This window comes from Dyella sp. SG562, assembly GCF_011759495.1.
Lineage (GTDB): Bacteria > Pseudomonadota > Gammaproteobacteria > Xanthomonadales > Rhodanobacteraceae > Dyella_D > Dyella_D marensis.
Genome location: NZ_JAAOYS010000012.1, coordinates 1 through 19596, shown reverse-complemented (window position 1 = coordinate 19596; position 19596 = coordinate 1). Strand labels below are relative to the sequence as shown.

General features: G+C 68.1%; 18 protein-coding genes. 9 read left to right on the top strand and 9 right to left on the bottom strand.

Translation table 11 applies throughout. The features are described from left to right. Window positions 1-25: 25 nt before the first annotated feature. The 7 genes from mgtE to FHW84_RS18630 form a co-directional block, all read right to left on the bottom strand. The gene (mgtE, locus tag FHW84_RS18660; protein ID WP_167257504.1) at window positions 26-1468 is read right to left on the bottom strand and encodes a magnesium transporter; all 1443 of its coding nucleotides are present in this window, start codon (window positions 1466-1468) and stop codon (window positions 26-28) included. Then, window positions 1465-1938 (bottom strand): 2-C-methyl-D-erythritol 2,4-cyclodiphosphate synthase, encoded by a 474-nt coding sequence (gene ispF / locus FHW84_RS18655; RefSeq protein WP_167257621.1) that lies wholly within the window; start codon window positions 1936-1938, stop codon window positions 1465-1467. The genes mgtE and ispF overlap by 4 nt, the downstream gene beginning before the upstream one ends. 13 nt (window positions 1939-1951) lie before the next feature. Then, entirely contained in the window at window positions 1952-2641 is a 690-nt protein-coding gene (ispD, locus tag FHW84_RS18650) for a 2-C-methyl-D-erythritol 4-phosphate cytidylyltransferase (protein WP_167257503.1), read from the bottom strand. Window position 2642: 1 nt separating this feature from the next. Continuing rightward, the gene (ftsB, locus tag FHW84_RS18645; protein ID WP_167257502.1) at window positions 2643-2972 is read right to left on the bottom strand and encodes a cell division protein FtsB; all 330 of its coding nucleotides are present in this window, start codon (window positions 2970-2972) and stop codon (window positions 2643-2645) included. Between the two features lie 19 nt (window positions 2973-2991). Next, window positions 2992-4305, bottom strand: coding sequence for a phosphopyruvate hydratase (gene eno / locus FHW84_RS18640; RefSeq protein ID WP_167257501.1), 1314 nt, complete (start codon window positions 4303-4305; stop codon window positions 2992-2994). A 61-nt stretch (window positions 4306-4366) separates the two neighbouring features. Further along, window positions 4367-5200 carry a 3-deoxy-8-phosphooctulonate synthase gene (gene kdsA / locus FHW84_RS18635; RefSeq protein WP_167257500.1) on the bottom strand — a complete coding sequence of 278 codons (834 nt, stop codon included), beginning with the start codon at window positions 5198-5200 and terminating at the stop codon, window positions 4367-4369. After that, window positions 5197-6888 (bottom strand): CTP synthase, encoded by a 1692-nt coding sequence (locus FHW84_RS18630; RefSeq protein ID WP_167257499.1) that lies wholly within the window; start codon window positions 6886-6888, stop codon window positions 5197-5199. The genes kdsA and FHW84_RS18630 overlap by 4 nt, the downstream gene beginning before the upstream one ends. A gap of 147 nt (window positions 6889-7035) precedes the next feature. Between FHW84_RS18630 and FHW84_RS18625 the strand changes: the two genes are divergently transcribed. The 3 genes from FHW84_RS18625 to FHW84_RS18615 all read left to right on the top strand — a co-directional run bounded on the left by FHW84_RS18625 (window position 7036) and on the right by FHW84_RS18615 (window position 11566). Further along, window positions 7036-8832: an aminopeptidase P family protein gene (locus FHW84_RS18625; RefSeq protein WP_167257498.1), complete on the top strand. Its 1797-nt coding sequence runs from the start codon at window positions 7036-7038 to the stop codon at window positions 8830-8832. Between the two features lie 84 nt (window positions 8833-8916). Next, window positions 8917-10806: a DNA topoisomerase IV subunit B gene (gene parE, locus FHW84_RS18620; RefSeq protein WP_167257497.1), complete on the top strand. Its 1890-nt coding sequence runs from the start codon at window positions 8917-8919 to the stop codon at window positions 10804-10806. A gap of 238 nt (window positions 10807-11044) precedes the next feature. Next, on the top strand, window positions 11045-11566 hold the full coding sequence (locus FHW84_RS18615; protein WP_167257496.1) for a 3-hydroxyanthranilate 3,4-dioxygenase: 522 nt from the start codon (window positions 11045-11047) through the stop codon (window positions 11564-11566). 55 nt (window positions 11567-11621) lie between these two features. Here FHW84_RS18615 and FHW84_RS18610 read toward each other — a convergent pair whose 3' ends face one another. After that, the gene (locus FHW84_RS18610; RefSeq protein WP_167257495.1) at window positions 11622-12173 is read right to left on the bottom strand and encodes an NUDIX hydrolase; all 552 of its coding nucleotides are present in this window, start codon (window positions 12171-12173) and stop codon (window positions 11622-11624) included. A gap of 209 nt (window positions 12174-12382) precedes the next feature. Between FHW84_RS18610 and FHW84_RS18605 the strand changes: the two genes are divergently transcribed. Both FHW84_RS18605 and FHW84_RS18600 read left to right on the top strand, forming a co-directional pair. Beyond that, window positions 12383-13861 carry an amino acid permease gene (locus FHW84_RS18605; RefSeq protein ID WP_167257494.1) on the top strand — a complete coding sequence of 493 codons (1479 nt, stop codon included), beginning with the start codon at window positions 12383-12385 and terminating at the stop codon, window positions 13859-13861. 87 nt (window positions 13862-13948) lie between these two features. Beyond that, window positions 13949-15391: an amino acid permease gene (locus FHW84_RS18600; protein ID WP_167257493.1), complete on the top strand. Its 1443-nt coding sequence runs from the start codon at window positions 13949-13951 to the stop codon at window positions 15389-15391. Between the two features lie 461 nt (window positions 15392-15852). Here the strand turns inward: FHW84_RS18600 and FHW84_RS18595 are convergent, their stop codons facing one another. After that, window positions 15853-16182 (bottom strand): high-potential iron-sulfur protein, encoded by a 330-nt coding sequence (locus tag FHW84_RS18595; RefSeq protein WP_167257492.1) that lies wholly within the window; start codon window positions 16180-16182, stop codon window positions 15853-15855. A 175-nt stretch (window positions 16183-16357) separates the two neighbouring features. Here FHW84_RS18595 and FHW84_RS18590 point away from each other — a divergent pair, with 175 nt between their 5' ends. The 4 genes from FHW84_RS18590 to FHW84_RS18575 all read left to right on the top strand — a co-directional run bounded on the left by FHW84_RS18590 (window position 16358) and on the right by FHW84_RS18575 (window position 19399). Continuing rightward, on the top strand, window positions 16358-17005 hold the full coding sequence (locus FHW84_RS18590) for a methylthioribulose 1-phosphate dehydratase (RefSeq protein WP_167257491.1): 648 nt from the start codon (window positions 16358-16360) through the stop codon (window positions 17003-17005). Beyond that, window positions 17002-17571, top strand: a complete 570-nt coding sequence (locus tag FHW84_RS18585; protein ID WP_167257490.1) for an acireductone dioxygenase — start codon at window positions 17002-17004, stop codon at window positions 17569-17571. Before FHW84_RS18590 ends, FHW84_RS18585 begins: the two co-directional genes overlap by 4 nt. Before the next feature lie 93 nt (window positions 17572-17664). Further along, window positions 17665-18351 carry an acireductone synthase gene (mtnC, locus tag FHW84_RS18580; protein WP_167257489.1) on the top strand — a complete coding sequence of 229 codons (687 nt, stop codon included), beginning with the start codon at window positions 17665-17667 and terminating at the stop codon, window positions 18349-18351. A gap of 16 nt (window positions 18352-18367) precedes the next feature. Continuing rightward, window positions 18368-19399, top strand: a complete 1032-nt coding sequence (locus tag FHW84_RS18575; protein WP_167257488.1) for a C13 family peptidase — start codon at window positions 18368-18370, stop codon at window positions 19397-19399. Window positions 19400-19596: the final 197 nt, after the last annotated feature.

The following is a 19596-nucleotide window of genomic DNA, read 5'->3' as shown; positions in this document are numbered from 1 at the left end:
ATGGATACCGAAAAAAGAAAACGCGTCAGACCAGGAACACCGTGGCCAGCCCGAGGAAAATAAAAAAGCCGCCGCTGTCGGTCATCGCCGTGATCAGCACGCTCGAACCCAGCGCCGGATCGCGCCCGCGGCGCGCCATCAGCATAGGGATGCCCACGCCGCAGAATGCCGCCAGCAGCAGGTTGAGCGTCATCGCCGCGGTCATCACCAGGCCCAGCGCCAGATGCCCGTACAGCGCCCACGCCACCAGGCCGATCACGCCGCCCCAGACCAGGCCGTTGGCCAGCGCCACGCCCATCTCCTTGCGCCATAGCCGCTTGGCGCTGGCGGGCGTGATCTGGTCCAGCGCCAGCGCGCGCACGATCATGGTGATGGTCTGGTTGCCGGAATTGCCGCCGATGCCGGCCACGATCGGCATCAGGGTGGCCAGCGCCACCAGCTTCTGGATCGAACCTTCGAACAGGCCGATCACGCGCGAGGCGATGAATGCCGTGACCAGGTTGATCGCCAGCCAGGTCCAGCGGTTGCGCACCGATTTCCACACCGAGGCGAAGATGTCTTCTTCCTCGCGCAGGCCGCCGCGGCTCAGCGCCTCGCTCTCGCCTTCCTCGCGGATCACGTCGACCATGGCGTCGATGGTGATGCGGCCGATCAGGTGGCTGTTGTCGTCCACCACCGGCGCGGTGACCAGGTCGTAGCGCTCGAAGGCCTGCGCGGTTTCGTAGGCGTCGTCGGCCGGGTGGAAGGTGTTGACGTCCGGCGCCATCACCTCGCTCACCATTTTTTCCGGCGAATTGACCAGCAGCCAGTGGATCGGCAGCACGCCGGTGAGCAGGTTGTCGTGGTTCACCACGAACAGCTTGTCGGTCTGCGCGGGCAGCTCGTCGAAGCGGCGCAGATAGCGCAGCACCGTTTCCAGGCTGACGTCCTCGCGGATGGTGACCATCTCGAAGTCCATCAGCGCGCCGACCTGGTCGTCGGCCCAGGACAGCGCCGACTGCAGCTGCTCGCGCTGCTGCGCGTCGAGGCTGGCCATCAGCTCGGGCAGCACTTCGGTGGGCAGGTCTTCCACCAGGTCGGCCAGCTCGTCCGCTTCCAGCGGCTCGACCGCGGCGAGGATCTCGCGCTGGTCCATGTCGGCGATCAGCGACTCGCGGACGGCGTCGGAGACTTCGAGCAGGATCTCGCCGTCGCGGTCGGCCTTCACCAGCTGCCAGACGGCGAGGCGGTCTTCCAGCGGGAGGGCTTCGAGGACGTAGGCGATGTCGGCCGGATGCAGGACGTCGAGCTGGCGCTGCAGTTCCGACAGGTGCTGGCGGTGCAGCAGGTTGTCGACCAGCTCCTGGTGCGGACCGTGCTGCGCGTGCGCCACCTGCTCCACCAGCTTGTGCCGGCGCAGCAGTTCGTTGATGCGCTCCAGCTGCTCGTGCAGCCGGCCGGCGGAGCCGCGGGCCTCGGCCTCGCTCACGCCAGCACCAGCAGCGCGCAGGCCTGCGCGGCGATGCCCTCGCCGCGGCCGGTGAAGCCGAGCTTCTCGGTGGTGGTGGCCTTGATGCTGACGCGGTCGACCTCGCAATGCAGGTCTTCGGCCAGCAGCTCGCGCATGGCCTGCGCATGCGGGCCGACCTTGGGCGCTTCGCAGATCACCGTCACGTCGACGTTGCCGATCGCGTAGCCGCGCTCGCGCATCAGCGTATAGGCGTGGCGCAGGAACAGCCGGCTTTCGGCGCCGCGCCAGCGCTCCTGCGAAGGCGGGAAATGCCGGCCGATATCGCCCAGCGCCAGCGCGCCGAAGATGGCGTCGCACAGCGCGTGGATCACCACGTCGCCGTCGGAATGCGCCACCACGCCGCGGCTGTGCGGCACCCGCACGCCGCCGAGCATCACATGGTCGCCGTCGCCGAAGGCGTGCACGTCGAAGCCCTGGCCGATCCGCATCATGCGCGCGCCCTCACGCCGTCCTGTCCAGAAGAAACTCGGCCAGCGCGAAATCGGCGGCCGTGGTCACCTTGATATTGTCCTCGGCGCCTTCGACGAGCAACGGGGCATGGCCCGCGCGCTCCATCGCCATCGCCTCGTCGCTGGGCTTGAAGCCGCCCGCCGCCGCCGCGCGCAGGGCCGCGGCCAGTTCGGCGCGGCGGAACAGCTGCGGAGTGAAGGCGCGCCAGCGTTCCTCGCGCGGCTCGGTCGCCACGCTGCGGTGCGCGGCGTCGGCACGCTTGAGCGTGTCGCGCAGCGGCGCGCCGAGCAGGCCGCCGCCGGCCGGCACGGCCAGCTCGATCAGCCGGGCGATGTCGGCCGCGCGCACGCAGGGGCGCGCGGCGTCGTGCACCAGCACGAAATCGTCGGGTTTCACTTCGGCCGGCAAGGCATCCAGGCCGGCCAGCACCGAATCGCAGCGCTCCGCGCCGCCGAGCGTGGTCAGCACCGGCTTGCCGCCGATGCGCTCCAGGCCGGGCCAGCGGTCGTCGCCCGCGCCCAGCACCACCATCACGCCGGCAACACGCGGATGCGTGGCCAGCCGCGCCAGCGTGTGTTCGATCAGCGGCCGGCCGGCGAGCGGCAGGTACTGCTTCGGAATGTCGCCACCGACCCGGGCGCCGCGCCCGGCGGCCGGCACCACGCACCACAGCGAAGCCATGTCAGTGTCCGCCGCTGCTGGCGGCGGGCGCCGGTGCCGCGCTGGCGGCGGCGCCCGGCTGCTCGACCACCTGGTAGAAGGTCTCGCCCGGCTTGATCAGGCCCAGCTCGCCGCGCGCGCGCGCCTCGACCGCCTGTTCGCCGTGCTTGAGATCGTCCACGTCCGCGCCCAGCGCCTGGTTGCGCTGGAGCAGGCGCTGGTTGTCCTCGGTCTGCTTCTTCACCGCGGCGCGCAGGGTTTCCACCTCGTGCACGCCGCCGTTGCCGGTCCACAGTTTCACCTGCAGACCGATCAGCACGAGCAGCAGGATGAGGGCGATCCAGCGCAGCATGGCCGTGGACTTCGCTCCCTCAGCCCGGCAGCCTGGCCAGGCTCGGGAACGCGTTGCGGCCGGCGTACTGCGCGGCGGCGCCGAGCTGTTCCTCGATGCGCAGCAGCTGGTTGTACTTGGCCACGCGGTCGGTGCGGCACAGCGAACCGGTCTTGATCTGGGTGGCGGTGGTGGCCACGGCGATGTCGGAGATGGTGGTGTCCTCCGTCTCGCCCGAGCGGTGCGACACGATCGCGGCGTACTTGGCGGCGTCGGCCATGGCGATGGCTTCCAGCGTTTCCGACAGCGTGCCGATCTGGTTGACCTTGATCAGGATCGCATTGGCGATGTGCTTGTCGATGCCTTCGCGGAAGATCGCCGGATTGGTCACGAACAGATCGTCGCCGACCAGCTGCACCTGCTTGCCGATGCTGTCGGTGAGCAGCTTCCAGCCGTCCCAGTCACCTTCGGCCATGCCGTCCTCGATGGTGACGATCGGGTACTGCTTCGCCCAGCTGGCGAGCAGGTCGACGAACTGCGCGGGCGTGTAGACCTTGCCCTCGCCTTCCAGGTCGTACTTGCCGTCCTTGAAGAACTCGGAGCTGGCCACGTCCAGGCCGAGCAGGATGTCGCTGCCGATCTTGTAGCCGGTGTGGTTGACCGCTTCGAGAATGGTGTCCAGCGCCTCGATGTTCGAGCGCAGGTTCGGCGCGAAGCCGCCCTCGTCGCCCACCGCCGTGTTCAGGCCCTTGCCCTTCAGCACGCTCTTGAGCGCGTGGAAGATCTCGGTGCCGGCGCGCAGCGCCTCGGCGAAGCTGGGCAGGCCGACCGGCAGCACCATGAATTCCTGCACGTCGACGTTGTTATCGGCATGCGCGCCGCCGTTGATGATGTTCATCATCGGCACCGGCAGCGCGCCGGGCTTGCCGGTGGTGCCGTTGATGGTGGCCAGGTACTGCCACAGCGGGCGGCCCTGCTGCGCGGCCACCGCGTGCGCGGCGGCCATCGACACGCCGAGGATGGCGTTGGCGCCGAGCTTGCCCTTGTTCGGCGTGCCGTCGAGCGCGATCAGCCTGGCGTCCAGGCCCTTCTGGTCGGCCGCGTCGAAACCCTTGAGCGCACCGGCGATGGCGCCGTTGACGTTGCCCACCGCGTTCTTCACGCCCTTGCCCAGATAGCGCGACTTGTCGCCGTCACGCAGCTCCACCGCTTCGCGGGTACCCGTGGAGGCGCCGCTCGGCACCGCCGCGCGGCCGAAGCCGCCGCCGGCCAGGGTCACTTCCGCTTCGAGCGTGGGATTGCCGCGGGAGTCGAGGATTTCGCGGGCGTGGATGCGGGTGATGTCGGTGCTCATGCAGTTCCTGTCCAGAAAGGGCGAAGGGGACGAACTAAAGCGGGGAATGAAACTTGAAGGATCAAAGCGTCTGTTCGAGGAAGCCATGCCGCTTGGTCACGGCATCCAGCTCCATCAGGGTTTCCAGCAGCGCTTCCATCTTGCCGAGCGGCCAGGCGTTGGGGCCGTCGCTCAATGCCTTGGAGGGATCCGGATGGGTCTCGGCGAACAGGCCGGCCACGCCCACGGCGATCGCCGCGCGCGCCAGCACCGGCACGAATTCGCGCTGGCCGCCGGAGCTGGTGCCCTGGCCGCCGGGCAGCTGCACCGAGTGGGTGGCGTCGAACACCACCGGGCAGCCGGTGTCGCGCATCACCGCGAGCGAGCGCATGTCCGACACCAGGTTGTTGTAGCCGAAGCTGGCGCCGCGCTCGCACACCAGGATGTCGTCGTTGCCCACGGCCTTGGCCTTGTCCACGACGTTCTTCATGTCCCACGGCGCCAGGAACTGGCCCTTCTTGATGTTCACCGGCTTGCCGGCGCGCGCCACCGCCTGGATGAAATCGGTCTGGCGGCACAGGAAGGCCGGCGTCTGCAGCACGTCGACCACCGCGGCCACTTCGGCGAACGGGGTGTATTCGTGCACGTCGGTGAGCACCGGCACGCCGACCTGGCGCTTCACTTCGCCCAGGATGCGCAGGCCCTCTTCCATGCCCAGCCCGCGGAAGCTGCTGCCGGAGGAACGGTTGGCCTTGTCGAAGCTGGACTTGAAGATGAAGTTGATGCCGAGCCGGCCGGTGATTTCCTTGAGCTTGCCGGCGGTGTCCACCTGCAGCTGCTCCGACTCGACCACGCAGGGGCCGGCGATCAGGAACAGCGGCTGGTCCTGGCCGACCTCGAAACCGCACAACTTCATGCGACGTTCTCCCTGGTGTTCGGGGTGGTTGCCGAGGCCAGGCGCTCGCCTTCGCGCACCGCCTTGTGCTCGCGCGCGGCGCTCACGAAGCCGATGAACAGCGGGTGGCCGTCGCGCGGCGTGGAGGTGAATTCCGGATGCGCCTGGCAGCCGAGGAACCACGGGTGCTGCTGCTGCGGCAGCTCGACGATCTCCACCAGCAGGTCGTCCATCGACTTGCCGGAGATCACCAGCCCCAGGTCTTCGAACGACTGGCGGTAGCGGTTGTTGAACTCGTAGCGGTGGCGATGGCGCTCGCGCACCACTTCCTGGCCGTACAGCTCGCGCGCCAGGGTGCCGGCCTTGAGCCGGCATTCCTGCGCGCCCAGGCGCATGGTGCCGCCGAGGTCCGAGCGCTCGGTGCGGGTTTCCACTTCGCCGGCGGCGGTGGTCCACTCGGTGATCAGCGCGATTACCGGGTTGGGCGTGTTGCGGTCGTTCTCGCTGGAATCGGCGTCGGCGTGGCCGGCCACGTGGCGGGCGAAATCCACCACCGCGGCGTGCATGCCGTAGCAGATGCCGAAGTACGGCACGCCGTGCTCGCGGGCATATTTGGCGGCCAGCACCTTGCCTTCGAAGCCGCGCTTGCCGAAGCCGCCCGGCACCAGGATGGCGTCGACGCCGCCCAGCACCTTGGCCGCGCCCTCGGCTTCCACCTGCTCGGAATCGACCCACTGCAGGTTCACCCGCGTCTGCTGCTTGATGCCGCCGTGGCGCAGGGCTTCGCCCAGCGACTTGTAGGCGTCCTTGTGCTCGACGTACTTGCCGACGATGGCCACGTTGACCTCGTCCTTGGGATGCTCCACCGCTTCCACGGTGCGCTGCCAGGCGGAGAGATCGGCCGGGCCGGCGTCGAGGCCCAGGCGCTTGACCACGATCTCGTCCAGGCCCTGCTTGTGCAGCCACAGCGGCTGCTTGTAGATGATGTCCACGTCGGTGGCGCTGATTACCGCGTGCTCCGGCACGTTGGTGAACAGGGCGATCTTGCGGCGCTCGCCGTCGGGCAGCGGCTGCTCGCAGCGGCACAGCAGCACGTCCGGCTGGATGCCGATCGAGCGCAGTTCCTTCACCGAGTGCTGGGTGGGCTTGGTCTTGATCTCGCCGGCGGCCTTGATGTACGGCACCAGGGTGAGGTGCATGAACAGGCACTTCTCCGGGCCGTGCTCGATGCGCAGCTGGCGGATCGCCTCCAGGAACGGCAGCGACTCGATGTCGCCCACCGTGCCGCCGATCTCCACCAGGGCCACGTCGAAGCCGCGGGTGGCCTCGTGGATGCAGTGCTTGATCTCGTCGGTGATGTGCGGAATCACCTGCACGGTGGCGCCGAGGTAGTCGCCGCGGCGCTCCTTGCGGATCACCGACTCGTAGATCTTGCCGGTGGTGATGGAGTTCTTGCCGGTGAGGCGGGTGTGGACGAAGCGCTCGTAGTGGCCCAGGTCCAGGTCGGTCTCGGCGCCGTCGTCGGTGACGTAGACCTCGCCGTGCTGGAAGGGGCTCATCGTGCCGGGGTCGACGTTGATGTACGGGTCGAGCTTCATCATGGTGACCGAGAGGCCACGCGCTTCCAGAATGGAAGCCAGCGACGCCGCGGCGATGCCCTTGCCAAGCGAGGACACCACACCGCCGGTGACGAAAATCAGGGGGGTCATGGGATGCAGCCGTGCTGGAAATCGGCATTTTAGCGGAGGTCGCTCCGGGCCGCGAGCGCTACGTTGAAAATTCCTCCGGCGGTTCATCGAGCCGCGCTCCACGGAATCGGGCGCGGATCGGCTCGATCCGACTGCTAGCATGAACGGATGAGCGAACCCATTCCCTCCCGCCTCGCCCTGTTGCGCCAGGCCATGCGCCGCCACGGCGTCGATGCCTGCCTCGTCCCCAGCGCCGATCCGCACCTGTCCGAATACCTGCCGGCCCACTGGCAGGCGCGGACCTGGCTGTCCGGCTTCACCGGTTCGGCCGGCACCCTGGTGGTGACCGCGGACTGGGCCGGGCTGTGGACCGATTCGCGCTACTTCGCCCAGGCCGAGCGCGAACTGGCCGGCACCGGCGTGGAACTGATGCGCCAGCGCACGGCCAACGTGCCCGAGCCGCAGGAATGGCTGCATCAGCAATTGCACGAGTCCCAGGTGCTGGCCGTGGCCGGCGACAGCCTGCCGCTGTCCAGCCGCACGCGCATCGAACGCCGGTTCGAAAGCACCGGCGCGCGCCTGCGCACCGACCTGGACCTGCCCGGCGAAGCCTGGAACGACCGCCCGCCCCTGCCCGCCGCGCCGGTCACCGAACACCCGATCCGCTACGCCTGCATCGCCCGCGCCGACAAGCTGGCGCGCCTGCGCACCGCCATGCGCAAGCTTGGCGCCAGCCATCACCTGGTCTCCAGCCTGGACGACGTGGCCTGGCTGACCAACCTGCGCGGCAGCGACGTGGAGTGCAATCCGGTTTTCCTCGCCCACCTGCTGGTGGCGGCGGAAGGCCCGGCCGTGCTGTTCGTCGACCGCGGCAAGCTCACCGACGCGCTGGTCGGCGCGCTCGCCGCCGACGGCGTACGCATCGCCGACTACGCCACGGTCACCGACGCGCTCGGCGAACTGCGCGAAGGCGACCGGCTGCTGCTGGATGCCGGCCGCGTGGCCTGCGCCGTGGCCGATGCGATCGCGCCGGCCGCGCAGCTGATCGACGCGGCCAATCCGTCCACCGCGATGAAGGCGCGCAAGAGCGCGGCGGAGCTCGATCACGTGCGCGAGGTGATGCGCCGCGACGGCGCCGCCCTGTCCCGCGCGTTCCGCCGCCTGGAGGAACGCCTCGCCGCCGGCATGCGCCAGACCGAGCTGGACGTGCACACGCTGCTGCGCGAGGAGCGCTCGGCCCAGCCCGACTTCGTCGGCGAAAGCTTCGCTACCATCGCCGGCTACCAGGCCAATGGCGCCCTGCCGCATTACCGCGCCACGCCCGAACACCACAGCACGCTCAGGCCGCAGGGCCTGCTGCTGGTGGATTCCGGCGGCCAGTACCTGGGCGGCACCACCGACGTCACCCGCGTGCTGGCCCTGGGCGAGACCACCGCCGAGCAGCGCCGCGACGCCACCCTGGTGCTGAAGGGCCTGATCGCGCTGTCGCGCGCCCGCTTCCCCAAGGGCGCCAGCGGCCCGCAGCTGGACGCGCTGGCGCGTGCGCCGCTGTGGGCCTCGGGCATGGACTACGGCCACGGCACCGGCCATGGCGTGGGCTATTTCCTCAATGTGCACGAGGGGCCGCAGAGCATCCGGCCGCCGACCAGCGGCCCGCTGGTGGCGCTGGAGCCGGGCATGATCAGCTCGATCGAGCCGGGCCTGTACAAGCCGGGCCGGCATGGCATCCGCCACGAGAACCTGGCGGTGGTGGCCGAGGCCGACCAGACCGAGTTCGGCGAATTCCACGCCTTCGAGACCCTGACCCTGTGCCCGTTCGACCGCCGCGCGCTGGAGCCGGGCCTGCTCAACCCCGAGGAGCGCGCCTGGCTGGACGACTACCACGCCCGCGTGCGCGCCGCGCTCAGCCCGCTGCTGGAAGGCGCCGACCTGGTCTGGCTGGAGCGCCATTGCGCGCCGCTGTGACGCGCAAGCTGGCTTGACCTCCTTGGCCGGCCACCCCATTCTCCCGCGGCTTTCCCCGCTTAACTTCCGGCAGAACCCCCGAGCATGAGCAGTCGCTACAACGCCGCCGACATCGAAGTCCTCTCCGGCCTTGACCCGGTCAAGCGCCGGCCGGGCATGTACACCGACACCAGCCGCCCGAACCACCTGGCGCAGGAAGTCATCGACAACTCGGTGGACGAGGCCCTGGCCGGCCACGCCAGCGCGATCGAAGTGATCGTGCACGCCGACGGCTCGGTGCAGGTCAGCGACGACGGCCGCGGCATGCCGGTGGACATCCATCCGGAGGAAGGCATTCCCGGCGTGGAGCTGATCCTCACGCGCCTGCATGCGGGCGGCAAGTTTTCCGGCAAGAACTACAACTTCTCCGGCGGCCTGCATGGCGTGGGCGTGTCGGTGGTGAATGCGCTGTCCAGCCGGGTGGAAGTGACCATCCGCCGCGACGGCAACGAATACCGCATGGCCTTCGAGCACGGCGACCGCGCCAGCGCGCTGGAAGTGATCGGCAGCGTGCCGAAGAAGAAGACCGGCACCACCGTGCACTTCTGGCCCGACCCGAAGTACTTCGATTCGCCGAAGATCCTGCTATCCAAGCTCAAGCACCTGCTGCGCGCCAAGGCCGTGCTGTGCGCGGGCCTCAACGTCAAGCTCACCGACGAGGCCAGCGGCGAAGTGGTGTCCTGGCACTACGAGGACGGCCTGCGCGACTACCTGCGCGGCGAGCTGGAAGGCGCCGAGACGCTGCCGGCCGAGCTGTTCGTGCATCACGTGCAGCGCGACACCGAAGGCCTGGACGTAGCCCTGGCCTGGCTGCCGGAAGGCGAGCTGGTACAGGAGAGCTACGTCAACCTGATTCCCACCGCGCAGGGCGGCACCCATGTGAACGGCCTGCGCAGCGGCCTGACCAATGCGGTGCGCGAGTTCTGCGACATCCGCAACCTGCTGCCGCGCGGCGTGAAGCTGGCGCCGGAAGACGTGTGGGAACGCTTGTCCTTCGTGCTGTCTGCCAAGCTGCAGGATCCTCAGTTCGCCGGCCAGACCAAGGAGCGCCTCTCTTCGCGCAACGCCGCCGCCCTGGTGGAAGGCGTGGTGCACGACGCCTTCAGCCTGTGGCTGAACCAGAACGTGGAGCTGGGCGAGCGCATCGCGCAACTGGCGATCGAGCGCGCCAGCGCGCGCCTGAAAGCCTCCAAGCAAGTCATCCGCAAGAAGATCACGCAGGGCCCCGCCCTGCCCGGCAAGCTGGCCGACTGCAGCGCCACGGACCTGAGCCGCACGGAGCTGTTCCTGGTCGAAGGCGACTCCGCCGGCGGCAGCGCCAAGCAGGCGCGCGACAAGGATTTCCAGGCGATCCTGCCGCTGCGCGGCAAGATCCTCAACACCTGGGAAGTGGAATCCGGCTCGGTGCTGGGCTCGGAGGAAGTGCACAACCTGGCCGTGGCGATCGGCTGCGACCCGGGCAAGGACGACCTGAGCGGCCTGCGCTACGGCAAGGTGATCATCCTGGCCGACGCCGACTCCGACGGCCTGCACATCGCCACCCTGCTCAGCGCGCTGTTCCTGCGCCACTTCCCCGCCCTGGTGCGCGAGGGCCACGTGTTCGTGGCGATGCCGCCGCTGTTCCGCGTGGACGTGGGCAAGCAGGTGTTCTACTGCCTGGACGAGAACGAGAAGGCCGCGATGCTCCAGCGCATCGAGCGCGAGAAGATGAAGGGCCAGGTCAGCACCACTCGCTTCAAGGGCCTGGGCGAGATGAACCCCTCGCAGCTGCGCGAGTCGACCATCCATCCGGATACGCGGCGGCTGGTGCAGCTGACCGTGGAGGATGGCGAGGGGACGGCGAAGCTGATGGATATGTTGCTGGCGAAGAAGCGGGCCAGCGATCGCAAGGCTTGGCTGGAAGAGAAAGGCGACCTCGCCACGCTTGAGGTGTAAGCCTTACCCTCAACAGGTGTAAGCCTTACCCTCAACGCACTGCACTCGCGACACCGTCATCCCGGCGCAGGCCGGGATCCAGTAACGTTGCCGTTTGGTTGTCGCGAGAAGCTCAAAGACCGCAGCTGGTGATGCTCAGGCTTGCACGCAGCGCCCGGTTACTGGATCCCGGCCTGCGCCGGGATGACGGTGTAAGAAACGGTGCTAACTTAGCCGGACTTCATCCGAGCCTTCCGCCATGGCCCTGACGCCACCGCTGGACCTGCAACGCTGGATCGACGAACACCGCCACCTGCTCAAGCCGCCGGTGGGCAACAAGTGCATCGTCGACGGCGACTTCATCGTGATGATCGTCGGCGGCCCGAACGCGCGCACCGACTACCACTACGACGAAGGCCCGGAATTCTTCTACCAGCTCGAAGGCGAGATGGTGCTGAAGGTGCAGGACGACGGCGCCGCGCGCGACATCCCGATCCGCGCCGGCCAGATGTTCTACCTGCCGCCGCGCGTGCCGCATTCGCCGCAGCGCATGCCCGACTCGATCGGCCTGGTGATCGAGCGCCGCCGGCTGGCGGACGAGAAGGACGGCCTGCTGTGGTTCTGCCAGCAGTGCAACCACAAGCTGTTCGAGGAATATTTCGCGCTGGAAAGCATCGAGCGCGATTTCCCGCCGGTGTTCGAGCGCTTCTACCGTTCGCTCGAAGCGCGCACCTGCATGCAGTGCGGCACCGTGCATCCCGCGCCGGCCCAATATGCGTAGGTTGGGGTGACAACCCCAACACAAGGGCGCGGCCGGAGTAACGATGTTGGGGTTGTCACCCCAACCTGCCGAGCCATTTCTTAGCCATGCGCCGCAGCGATTCGTCCGCGGCAGCATCGGCCGCGATCTCCGCCACCGGCTTCCACGCCAGCGCCAGCGATTCCTCGCTCACCGCGAACGCCTCGCTGCCGCCGGCGCGCACCACGTAGCGCACGTCGTAATGCCAGTGGCCCGGCTCGCCGGCGCGCTCGGGAATCCAGTGGCAGTCCAGGTCGAACGGCAGCGGCTCCACCGCCAGCTGGGTCAGGCCGGATTCTTCCTCCGCCTCGCGCAGCGCCACGCCGGCCAGATCGGGGTCGCCGTCGGCGTGCCCGCCCAGCTGCAGCCAGCGGCCGAGCTTGCGGTGATGGGTGAGCAGTACCCGCGCGCCGTCCGCGCTGACCAGCCAGGCCGAGCCGGTGAAATGCCCCACCGCATGGGTGCGCTCGAATACCGTCGGCGCCGAGCGCAGGAATTCGCCGAAGCGGGCGGCGACTTCGCCCTCGTCCGGATGGGCCTGCGCGTAGCCGTTCAAATGCGCGGAAAAAGCCTGGCGGTGATCGTGCATGACTTGTGACACATAGGAATAGGATGAACCTGCGATTGTAGCTGCGGCGCGACTTGTACCCCTCCCATGGCTCGGCTAAGGTTCGGTGCTTCCGCGCCGAGCGCAACCAGCTCGTGGCGTCGAAATCCTTTGCCGGACAAGCCCGTAGGGCCAGTCATTCGGTAGTCGTCCGAAAAATTACAAGCAGCCATTCCCGGAGGGGGGAACCCATGCTGAAAAACCTGTTTGCGACGACGCAGATCTCGCCTGCGTCCGCCGATCTGCCGGAGGGCGGCGCGCACGGCGAGGCCACCCTCAAGCGCGCGCTCACCGCGCGGCACCTGGTGCTGCTGGGCATCGGCGCGATCATCGGCGCGGGCATCTTCGTCATCACCGGACAGGCCGCGGCCCAGCATGCCGGCCCCGCGATCGTGCTCAGCTTCGTGTTCGCCGGCATCGCCTGCGCCCTCGCCGCGCTCTGCTACGCCGAGTTCGCGGCGATGCTGCCGGTGTCCGGCAGTGCTTACTCCTATTCCTACGCCACGCTGGGCGAATACGTCGCCTGGTTCGTCGGCTGGAGCCTGGTGCTGGAATACCTGTTCACCGTGGCCACGGTGGCGGCGGGCTGGTCGGGCTATTTCAACAAGCTGCTGGCCCTGATCAGCGGCTGGATCGGCCAGGACGTGAGCCTGCCGCAGACCCTGGCCGCGGCGCCGTTCACGGTGGTCGACGGCCATATCCAGGCCACCGGCATGTTCATCAACCTGCCGGCGGTGGCGATCATCGCCGCCATCACCGGCCTGTGCTACGTGGGCATCACCCAGTCGGCCTTCGTCAACTCGATCATCGTGGCGATCAAGGTCACCGTGATCCTGCTGTTCATCGCCTTCGCCACCAAGTACATCAACCCGGACAACTGGCATCCCTTCATCCCGGCCTCCGAAGGCGCGTCCAAGTACGGCTGGGCCGGCGTGGGCCGCGCGGCCGCCATCGTGTTCTTCTCCTATATCGGCTTCGACGCGGTCTCCACCGCGGCCGGCGAGGCGAAGAACCCGCAGCGCGACATGCCGATCGGCATCATCGGCTCGCTCATCCTGTGCACCATCCTGTACATCATCGTCGCCGGCATCCTCACCGGCATCGCCGACTTCCGCCTGCTCGGCACGCCCGAGCCGGTGTCCACCGCGCTGGACAACTACCCGAGCCTGCACTGGCTGCAGATCATCGTGGTGATCGGCGCGGTCACGGGCCTGAGCTCGGTGATGCTGGTGATGCTGATGGGCCAGCCGCGCATCTTCTATTCGATGGCGCGCGACGGCCTGATCCCGGCGGTGTTCGGCCGCATCCACCAGAAGTTCCGCACGCCGCACGTCGGCACCGTGGTGGTCGGCGTGCTCGCCGCCGCGCTGGGCGGCCTGTTCAACATCGGCGTGCTGGGCGAGATGGTGGCCATGGGCACCCTGCTGGCCTTCGCCACCGTGTGCGTGGGCGTGCTGGTGCTGCGCTATACCCGCCCGGAACTGCCGCGCGCCTTCCGCGTACCGGTGCCGTGGATCGTCTGCCCGCTCGGCGCGCTGGCCTGCATGGCGCTGTTCCTGCAGTCCTTCCTGGAGCACTGGCGCTGGATGCTGGCCTGGATCGCGATCGGCCAGGCGATCTACTTCCTCTACGGCTATTCGCACAGCAAGCTGCGCAAGCCGGCCGCCTGATCCATCCCGCCTCCGAGGGCCGGCTCCGCGCCGGCCTTCTCTTTTATAGTCGGCCCGATCCGACACCCGCATCACCCAGGTCCACGCATGCTCAAGCAGCTTCTCGCCCGCAAGACCGATTTCTCCGACGCCGACGACTGCCACGGCGGGCCGGCCCTGCGCCGCACCCTGGGCAAATGGGGCATTACCGCCCTGGGCATCGGCGCGGTGATCGGCACCGGCATCTTCGTGGTGACCGGACAGGCGGCAGCGGAGCATGCGGGCCCGGCGGTGCTGATCTCGTTCATGCTGGCGGCGATCTGCAGCGGCTTCACCGCGCTGTGCTATGCGGAATTCGCCACGCTGATCCCGATCTCCGGCAGTTCGTATTCCTACGCCTACGCCACCCTCGGCGAACTGGTGGCCTGGTTCATCGGCTGGAACATGGTGCTGGAGTACGGCATCTCCGCCTCCGCGGTGGCGGCGAGCTGGACCGGCTATTTCACCAGCCTGCTCGACCACGTCGGCATCCACCTGCCGGTGGCGCTGACCGAGGCGCCGCTGGCGTTCAAGGACGGGCACCTGGTGTCCACCGGGCATCTGCTCAACCTGCCGGCGGTGGCGATCGTGCTGGCGCTGACCTGGCTGTGCTACGTCGGCATCCGCGAATCCTCGGGCCTGAACGTGCTGATGGTGGCGCTGAAGGTCGGCCTGATCATCGTGGTGGTGGTGGCCGGCTACCGCTATATCGATCCGGCCAACTGGCATCCCTTCATTCCCGCCGAGCAGGAGCCGGGCAAGTACGGCTGGTCCGGCATCATGCGCGGCGCGGCGATGGTGTTCTTCGCCTACATCGGCTTCGAGGCCACCTCCACCGCCGCGCAGGAATGCAAGAACCCGCAGAAGGACCTGCCGTTCGGCACCCTGGTCTCGCTGGTGATCTGCACCGTGCTGTACCTGGCCATGGCGGCGGTGCTCACCGGCCTCATTCCGTATACCGAACTGGGCACCAGCGAGCCGGTGGTCACCGCGATCCGCAACCATCCGGAGCTGGGCTGGCTGCGCCTGGTGGTGGAGATCGGCGCGATGATCGGCCTGTCCTCGGTGATCCTGGTGATGATCATCGCGCAGCCGCGCATCTTCATGATCATGTCGCGCGACGGCCTGCTGCCGCCGGTGTTCAACCGCATCCATCCCAAGCACCGCACGCCGCATCTCAATACGGTGATCACCGGGGTGGGCATCGCCATCCTGGCCGCGGTGTTCCCGCTGGACCTGCTGGCCGACCTCACCTCGATGGGCACCCTGATCGCCTTCGTGGCCGTCTGCGCCGGCGTGCTGATCCTGCGCTACACCTCGCCTGAGCTGCCGCGCCTGTTCCGCGTGCCGGCGGCCTGGTTCGTCTGCACCGCCGGCGTGCTCAGCTGCCTGGCCCTGCTGTACTTCATGGCCTGGTTCAACTGGCTGCTGATGATCGCGTGGACGGTGATCGGCCTGTGCATCTACTTCGGCTACGGCCGGCGCCACAGCCGCCTGCGCCGCGCCTCCTGAGGCGATCTCCGCCGAACGCCCGCCAATGGCGGGCTATGGCGTCAAAGATCAGCGTATGGTGCTCAACTGAACAGAACTGCCGCGAAATGCGCAATCGACGCGGATTTTTGATGCTCAGTCACGAATAACGCCATAAGCTATTGTTTTTTCTGGTTTTAACGAGACTTTTTCGGGAAAAATTTTTCGCCCGGATGCCCCAAACGGCGGTTTGGGGAGTAACATCTGCCGTCCGTGGGTAGATCACTTGGCAGTGGGCCCCGGATTGCCGCCCGGCGCGTCAGGCGGGTCAGCTCCTCGGCCTGACGCGTCCGGGTTGCATCTTCTCTCCGGCTCGATCTCCGATCGCCGATGGATGCCTCCAGACAATCTCTTCAAACGCGCTACGGCGCGTTTTTTCATGTCCGCCGCGCAAAGAAAAAGGCCGGCACCAGGGCCGGCCTCTTTATGCATGCCGCGATCGCTCAGGCTTTCTTGGAATGCGACACGCACCAGCCCTTCGCATTCACCGACTTGCCCGGGAACAGCTGGCAGGGGCCGTAGCCCGAAGCGCCGCCGGAATAGAACTGGCAATTGGCGCACACGTCGCCGGCCTTGTGCTTGGCGTCCTTGGTGGTGCCCGCGTCCTCGACATAACCCAGCGCCTTGGCGGTCGGATCGTCCGGGCTCACATGCGGCAGGTCGGCGGCGCGCGCCACGCGCGGCAGCGTGCCGATCACCGCGGCGGCGGCGACGGTGCCGCCGGCGATCTTCAGGAACTGGCGGCGGGACTCGAGTGTTTTGTCGTTCGACATTGGGGACAACCTCCGTCTTGGGGACATGGCGCCGCGCCGGGCGGCGAATCGGCGGCCATGGTACGCCCGGCCTGCACAACACCATGAGAATGGCTCGCATTCGGCGCCGCGGCTGTCAAAAGGGCGTGCGGATCGGCGTGCTATAGTCCCCTGCCATTTGGACGTCCATATCGCAATGAGCCAGGTCCTTCCCTCCTCCATCGCGCCGGAACTGTTCGCCGAACGCGCCGACGCCATCGCCGACGCCGCGCGCGAACTCGCGCTCGCCGGCTGGACGCCGGCCACCAGCAGCAACTTCTCCATGCGCATCGACGCGGAGCACGCGGCCATCACCATCTCCGGCCGCGACAAGGGCAAGCTCGGCCGCGCCGACATCATGCTGATCGACATGCACGGCAAGGCCATCGGCACCGCCGCGCGCCCCAGTGCGGAAACCGAACTGCATACGCAGATCTACCGCCGCCTGCCGCCGATGAACGTGGTGCTGCACACCCACTCGCGCACGCAGAGCGTGGCCTCGCGCCTGTTCGCGAACGAGGGCGTGGTGCGGCTGCAAGGCTGGGAGCTGCAGAAGGCCATCGCCGGCGAGACCACCCACGACGCCGTGCTGGACATCCCGGTGTTCCCCAACACCCAGCACATGCCCGAGCTGGTGGCCCAGGTCGATGCCTGGCTCGACAGCGGCAAGCCGCTGCACGCCTACTTGATCAACGGCCACGGCATCTACACCTGGGGCAGGGACATGGCGGAAACCCGCCGCCACCTGGAAGCCCTGGAATTCCTGCTGGGCTGCGAACTCGATCTGAGGAGATTGTCCGCATGAGCCGCCTGCGCATTTTCGACGACCAGCGCCCCGACGCGCCGCTCGCCGTCCACACCGAGCACGCCGACATCGCGCGCGAGCTGGGCCGGGTGGGCGTGCGCTTCGAGCAGTGGGAAGCCGGCCAGCCGATCGCCCCCGGCGCCAGCCAGGACGAAGTGATCGCCGCCTACCGCGCCGACATCGACCGCCTGATGCACACCGAGGGCTACCAGGCCGTCGACGTCATCAGCCTGAAGCCCGACCATCCGGACCGCGCCGCGCTGCGCCAGAAGTTCCTGAGCGAGCACACCCACAGCGAGGACGAAGTGCGCTTCTTCGTCGCCGGCGCCGGCCAGTTCACCCTGCACATCGACGGCAAGGTCTACGACGTGCTGTGCGAACAGGGCGACCTGATCGGCGTGCCCGACGGCACCCGCCACTGGTTCGACATGAGCGAGGCGCCCTACTTCGTGGCAATCCGCCTGTTCACCAACAAGGAAGGCTGGGTCGCCAACTTCACCGGCGAGGACATCGCCCAGCGCTTCCCGCGCATGCTGCCGCACGCCTCGGGGAAGGCGGCCGCCTGAACCGCTCCGCGCCCCGGCGGCGCGGCTAAGCTTGCCACTCCGGGCCCGGCTGCACGGGCCCGCGTTTCCGTCATCGCTTCCACGGCTATCCGCATGACCGTCATCCGCGCCATCGTCACCGACATCGAAGGCACCACCAGCTCGATCAGCTTCGTCAAGGACGTGCTGTTCCCCTATGCGCGCAAGCGCCTGCCGGCCTACGTGGAAACCCACGTCGACACGCCCGAGGTGCAGCACTGGCTGCACGAGGCGGCCAAGGAAGCGGGCCTGGTCGAGGCCAGCCGCCAGGAGATCATCGAGCTGCTGCTGCGCTGGATCGACGAGGACCGCAAGTCCACCGCGCTGAAGGCGCTGCAGGGCATGATCTGGAAAGACGGCTACGCCAGCGGCGAATACCGCTCGCACATGTATCCGGAAGTGGCCGCCCGCCTGCGCGAATGGCGCGGCGAAGGCCTGCGCCTGTACGTGTATTCCTCCGGCTCGGTGGCCGCGCAGAAGCTGCTGTTCGGCTACAGCGAAGCCGGCGACCTCACCCCGCTGTTCGCCGGCTATTTCGATACCGAGACCGGCCCCAAGCGCGAGCAGGCTTCCTACGCGAAGATCGCCGAGGCGATCGGCGAGCTGCCGGAGCACCTGCTGTTCCTGTCGGACATCGTGGAGGAACTGGACGCCGCCAAGGCCGCCGGCTTCCACACCGCCTGGCTGCTGCGCCCGCCGCTCGCGGTGCCGGCCGCGCCGCGCCACCCCGCCTATACCGATTTCGACGCCATCCAGCCCTGAGTTCGCGTCCGCCGCCATGCGCATTGCCCTGACCGCCCTGCTCGCCTTCGCCGCCGGCGTGCTGCTCACCTTGCTGGTGCACCGCGCCGCGCCCGCGCTGGCGGCGCATCACGATGCCCTGCCGGCTGCCGCGGCCACGGTCGCCAAGGCCGCACCTGCCGTGGCCAGCTCCGCCGAGCTGCCCGCCCCCGCCGCGGAAGACGAAGCCGACCGCTGGCCGGAAAAAGGCTCGACGCCGGAGCAGGTCGCCTACGCCCAGCCGCGCATGCTGCGCGAGGCCATCGCCAAGCTCGGGCCGCGCGTGGCCGGCACGCCGAATCTTTATCTGGTGGCCTTTGCCGGCGACGGCGGCGAGGACGTGTTCCACAACGAAGTGGAATACGCCGGCAAGCTGTTCGCCGACCGCTTCGGCGCCACCGTGCATCCGCTGCTGCTGGCCAACAGCCCCGACACGCTGGAAACCCGCCCGCTGGCCACCTGGAGCAACCTCGAAAGCGCGCTCGATGCGCTGTCGGGCGTGATGAACAAGAACGAGGACATCCTCGTGCTCTATCTCACCTCGCACGGCGATCCGGACCACAACCTGCTGGTCGACATGGACCCGCTGCCGCTGGACCAGATCGGCGCGCCGGATCTGGCCGGCATCCTGGCCAAGCATCCGTTCAAGTGGAAGGTGGTGGTGGTGAACGCCTGCTACTCGGGCGGCTTCGTGCCGCCGCTGAAGGGGCCTGGCACTTTGGTGCTGACCGCTGCGCGTGCCGACCGCAGTTCGTTCGGTTGCGGCAGCGATTCGGACATCACGTATTTCGGTCGTGCGTGGCTGGTGGATGCGATGAATCGCACGGCGGATTTTATTGCCGGGTTCCAGCAGGCGAAGGGGGAGATCGCGCAGTGGGAGACGCGCGATCACCTGACGCCGTCGGAGCCGCAGATCGACGTGGGCGCCGGTATTGCGGACCAGCTTGCGCGCTGGCGCGGGCATGTGAAGCCTGGGGCGGCGGTGGCGTTTGAGCCATCGCATGGGGATGTGCCGCCTGCGGCGCGGTAGCTCGCCCTTCTTGCTCGTCATCCCGGCGTAGGCCGGGATCCAGTAACGGTGTCGTTCGATTTTCGCGTGGCCGCGGACTGGCCGCTTATGCAGCGGGCATTTCGGACGCCTGCCGGCGCCCGGGTCACTTTCTCTTTGCTGGGGCGGTTTCAACCGATCGATGCAACAACTTCCCGCAGCTTCTCGACCGGAGTCAA

What these genes read in the sequence shown, in the direction of transcription:
- ispF (WP_167257621.1), bottom strand. Translation starts at nt 1,938, where the DNA reads ATGCGGATCGGCCAGGGCTTCGACGTGCACGCCTTCGGCGACGGCGAC.
- ispD (WP_167257503.1), bottom strand. Translation starts at nt 2,641, where the DNA reads ATGGCTTCGCTGTGGTGCGTGGTGCCGGCCGCCGGGCGCGGCGCCCGG.
- ftsB (WP_167257502.1), bottom strand. Translation starts at nt 2,972, where the DNA reads ATGCTGCGCTGGATCGCCCTCATCCTGCTGCTCGTGCTGATCGGTCTG.
- eno (WP_167257501.1), bottom strand. Translation starts at nt 4,305, where the DNA reads ATGAGCACCGACATCACCCGCATCCACGCCCGCGAAATCCTCGACTCC.
- kdsA (WP_167257500.1), bottom strand. Translation starts at nt 5,200, where the DNA reads ATGAAGTTGTGCGGTTTCGAGGTCGGCCAGGACCAGCCGCTGTTCCTG.
- FHW84_RS18630 (WP_167257499.1), bottom strand. Translation starts at nt 6,888, where the DNA reads ATGACCCCCCTGATTTTCGTCACCGGCGGTGTGGTGTCCTCGCTTGGC.
- FHW84_RS18625 (WP_167257498.1), top strand. Translation starts at nt 7,036, where the DNA reads ATGAGCGAACCCATTCCCTCCCGCCTCGCCCTGTTGCGCCAGGCCATG.
- parE (WP_167257497.1), top strand. Translation starts at nt 8,917, where the DNA reads ATGAGCAGTCGCTACAACGCCGCCGACATCGAAGTCCTCTCCGGCCTT.
- FHW84_RS18615 (WP_167257496.1), top strand. Translation starts at nt 11,045, where the DNA reads ATGGCCCTGACGCCACCGCTGGACCTGCAACGCTGGATCGACGAACAC.
- FHW84_RS18610 (WP_167257495.1), bottom strand. Translation starts at nt 12,173, where the DNA reads ATGCACGATCACCGCCAGGCTTTTTCCGCGCATTTGAACGGCTACGCG.
- FHW84_RS18605 (WP_167257494.1), top strand. Translation starts at nt 12,383, where the DNA reads ATGCTGAAAAACCTGTTTGCGACGACGCAGATCTCGCCTGCGTCCGCC.
- FHW84_RS18600 (WP_167257493.1), top strand. Translation starts at nt 13,949, where the DNA reads ATGCTCAAGCAGCTTCTCGCCCGCAAGACCGATTTCTCCGACGCCGAC.
- FHW84_RS18595 (WP_167257492.1), bottom strand. Translation starts at nt 16,182, where the DNA reads ATGTCGAACGACAAAACACTCGAGTCCCGCCGCCAGTTCCTGAAGATC.
- FHW84_RS18590 (WP_167257491.1), top strand. Translation starts at nt 16,358, where the DNA reads ATGAGCCAGGTCCTTCCCTCCTCCATCGCGCCGGAACTGTTCGCCGAA.
- FHW84_RS18585 (WP_167257490.1), top strand. Translation starts at nt 17,002, where the DNA reads ATGAGCCGCCTGCGCATTTTCGACGACCAGCGCCCCGACGCGCCGCTC.
- mtnC (WP_167257489.1), top strand. Translation starts at nt 17,665, where the DNA reads ATGACCGTCATCCGCGCCATCGTCACCGACATCGAAGGCACCACCAGC.
- FHW84_RS18575 (WP_167257488.1), top strand. Translation starts at nt 18,368, where the DNA reads ATGCGCATTGCCCTGACCGCCCTGCTCGCCTTCGCCGCCGGCGTGCTG.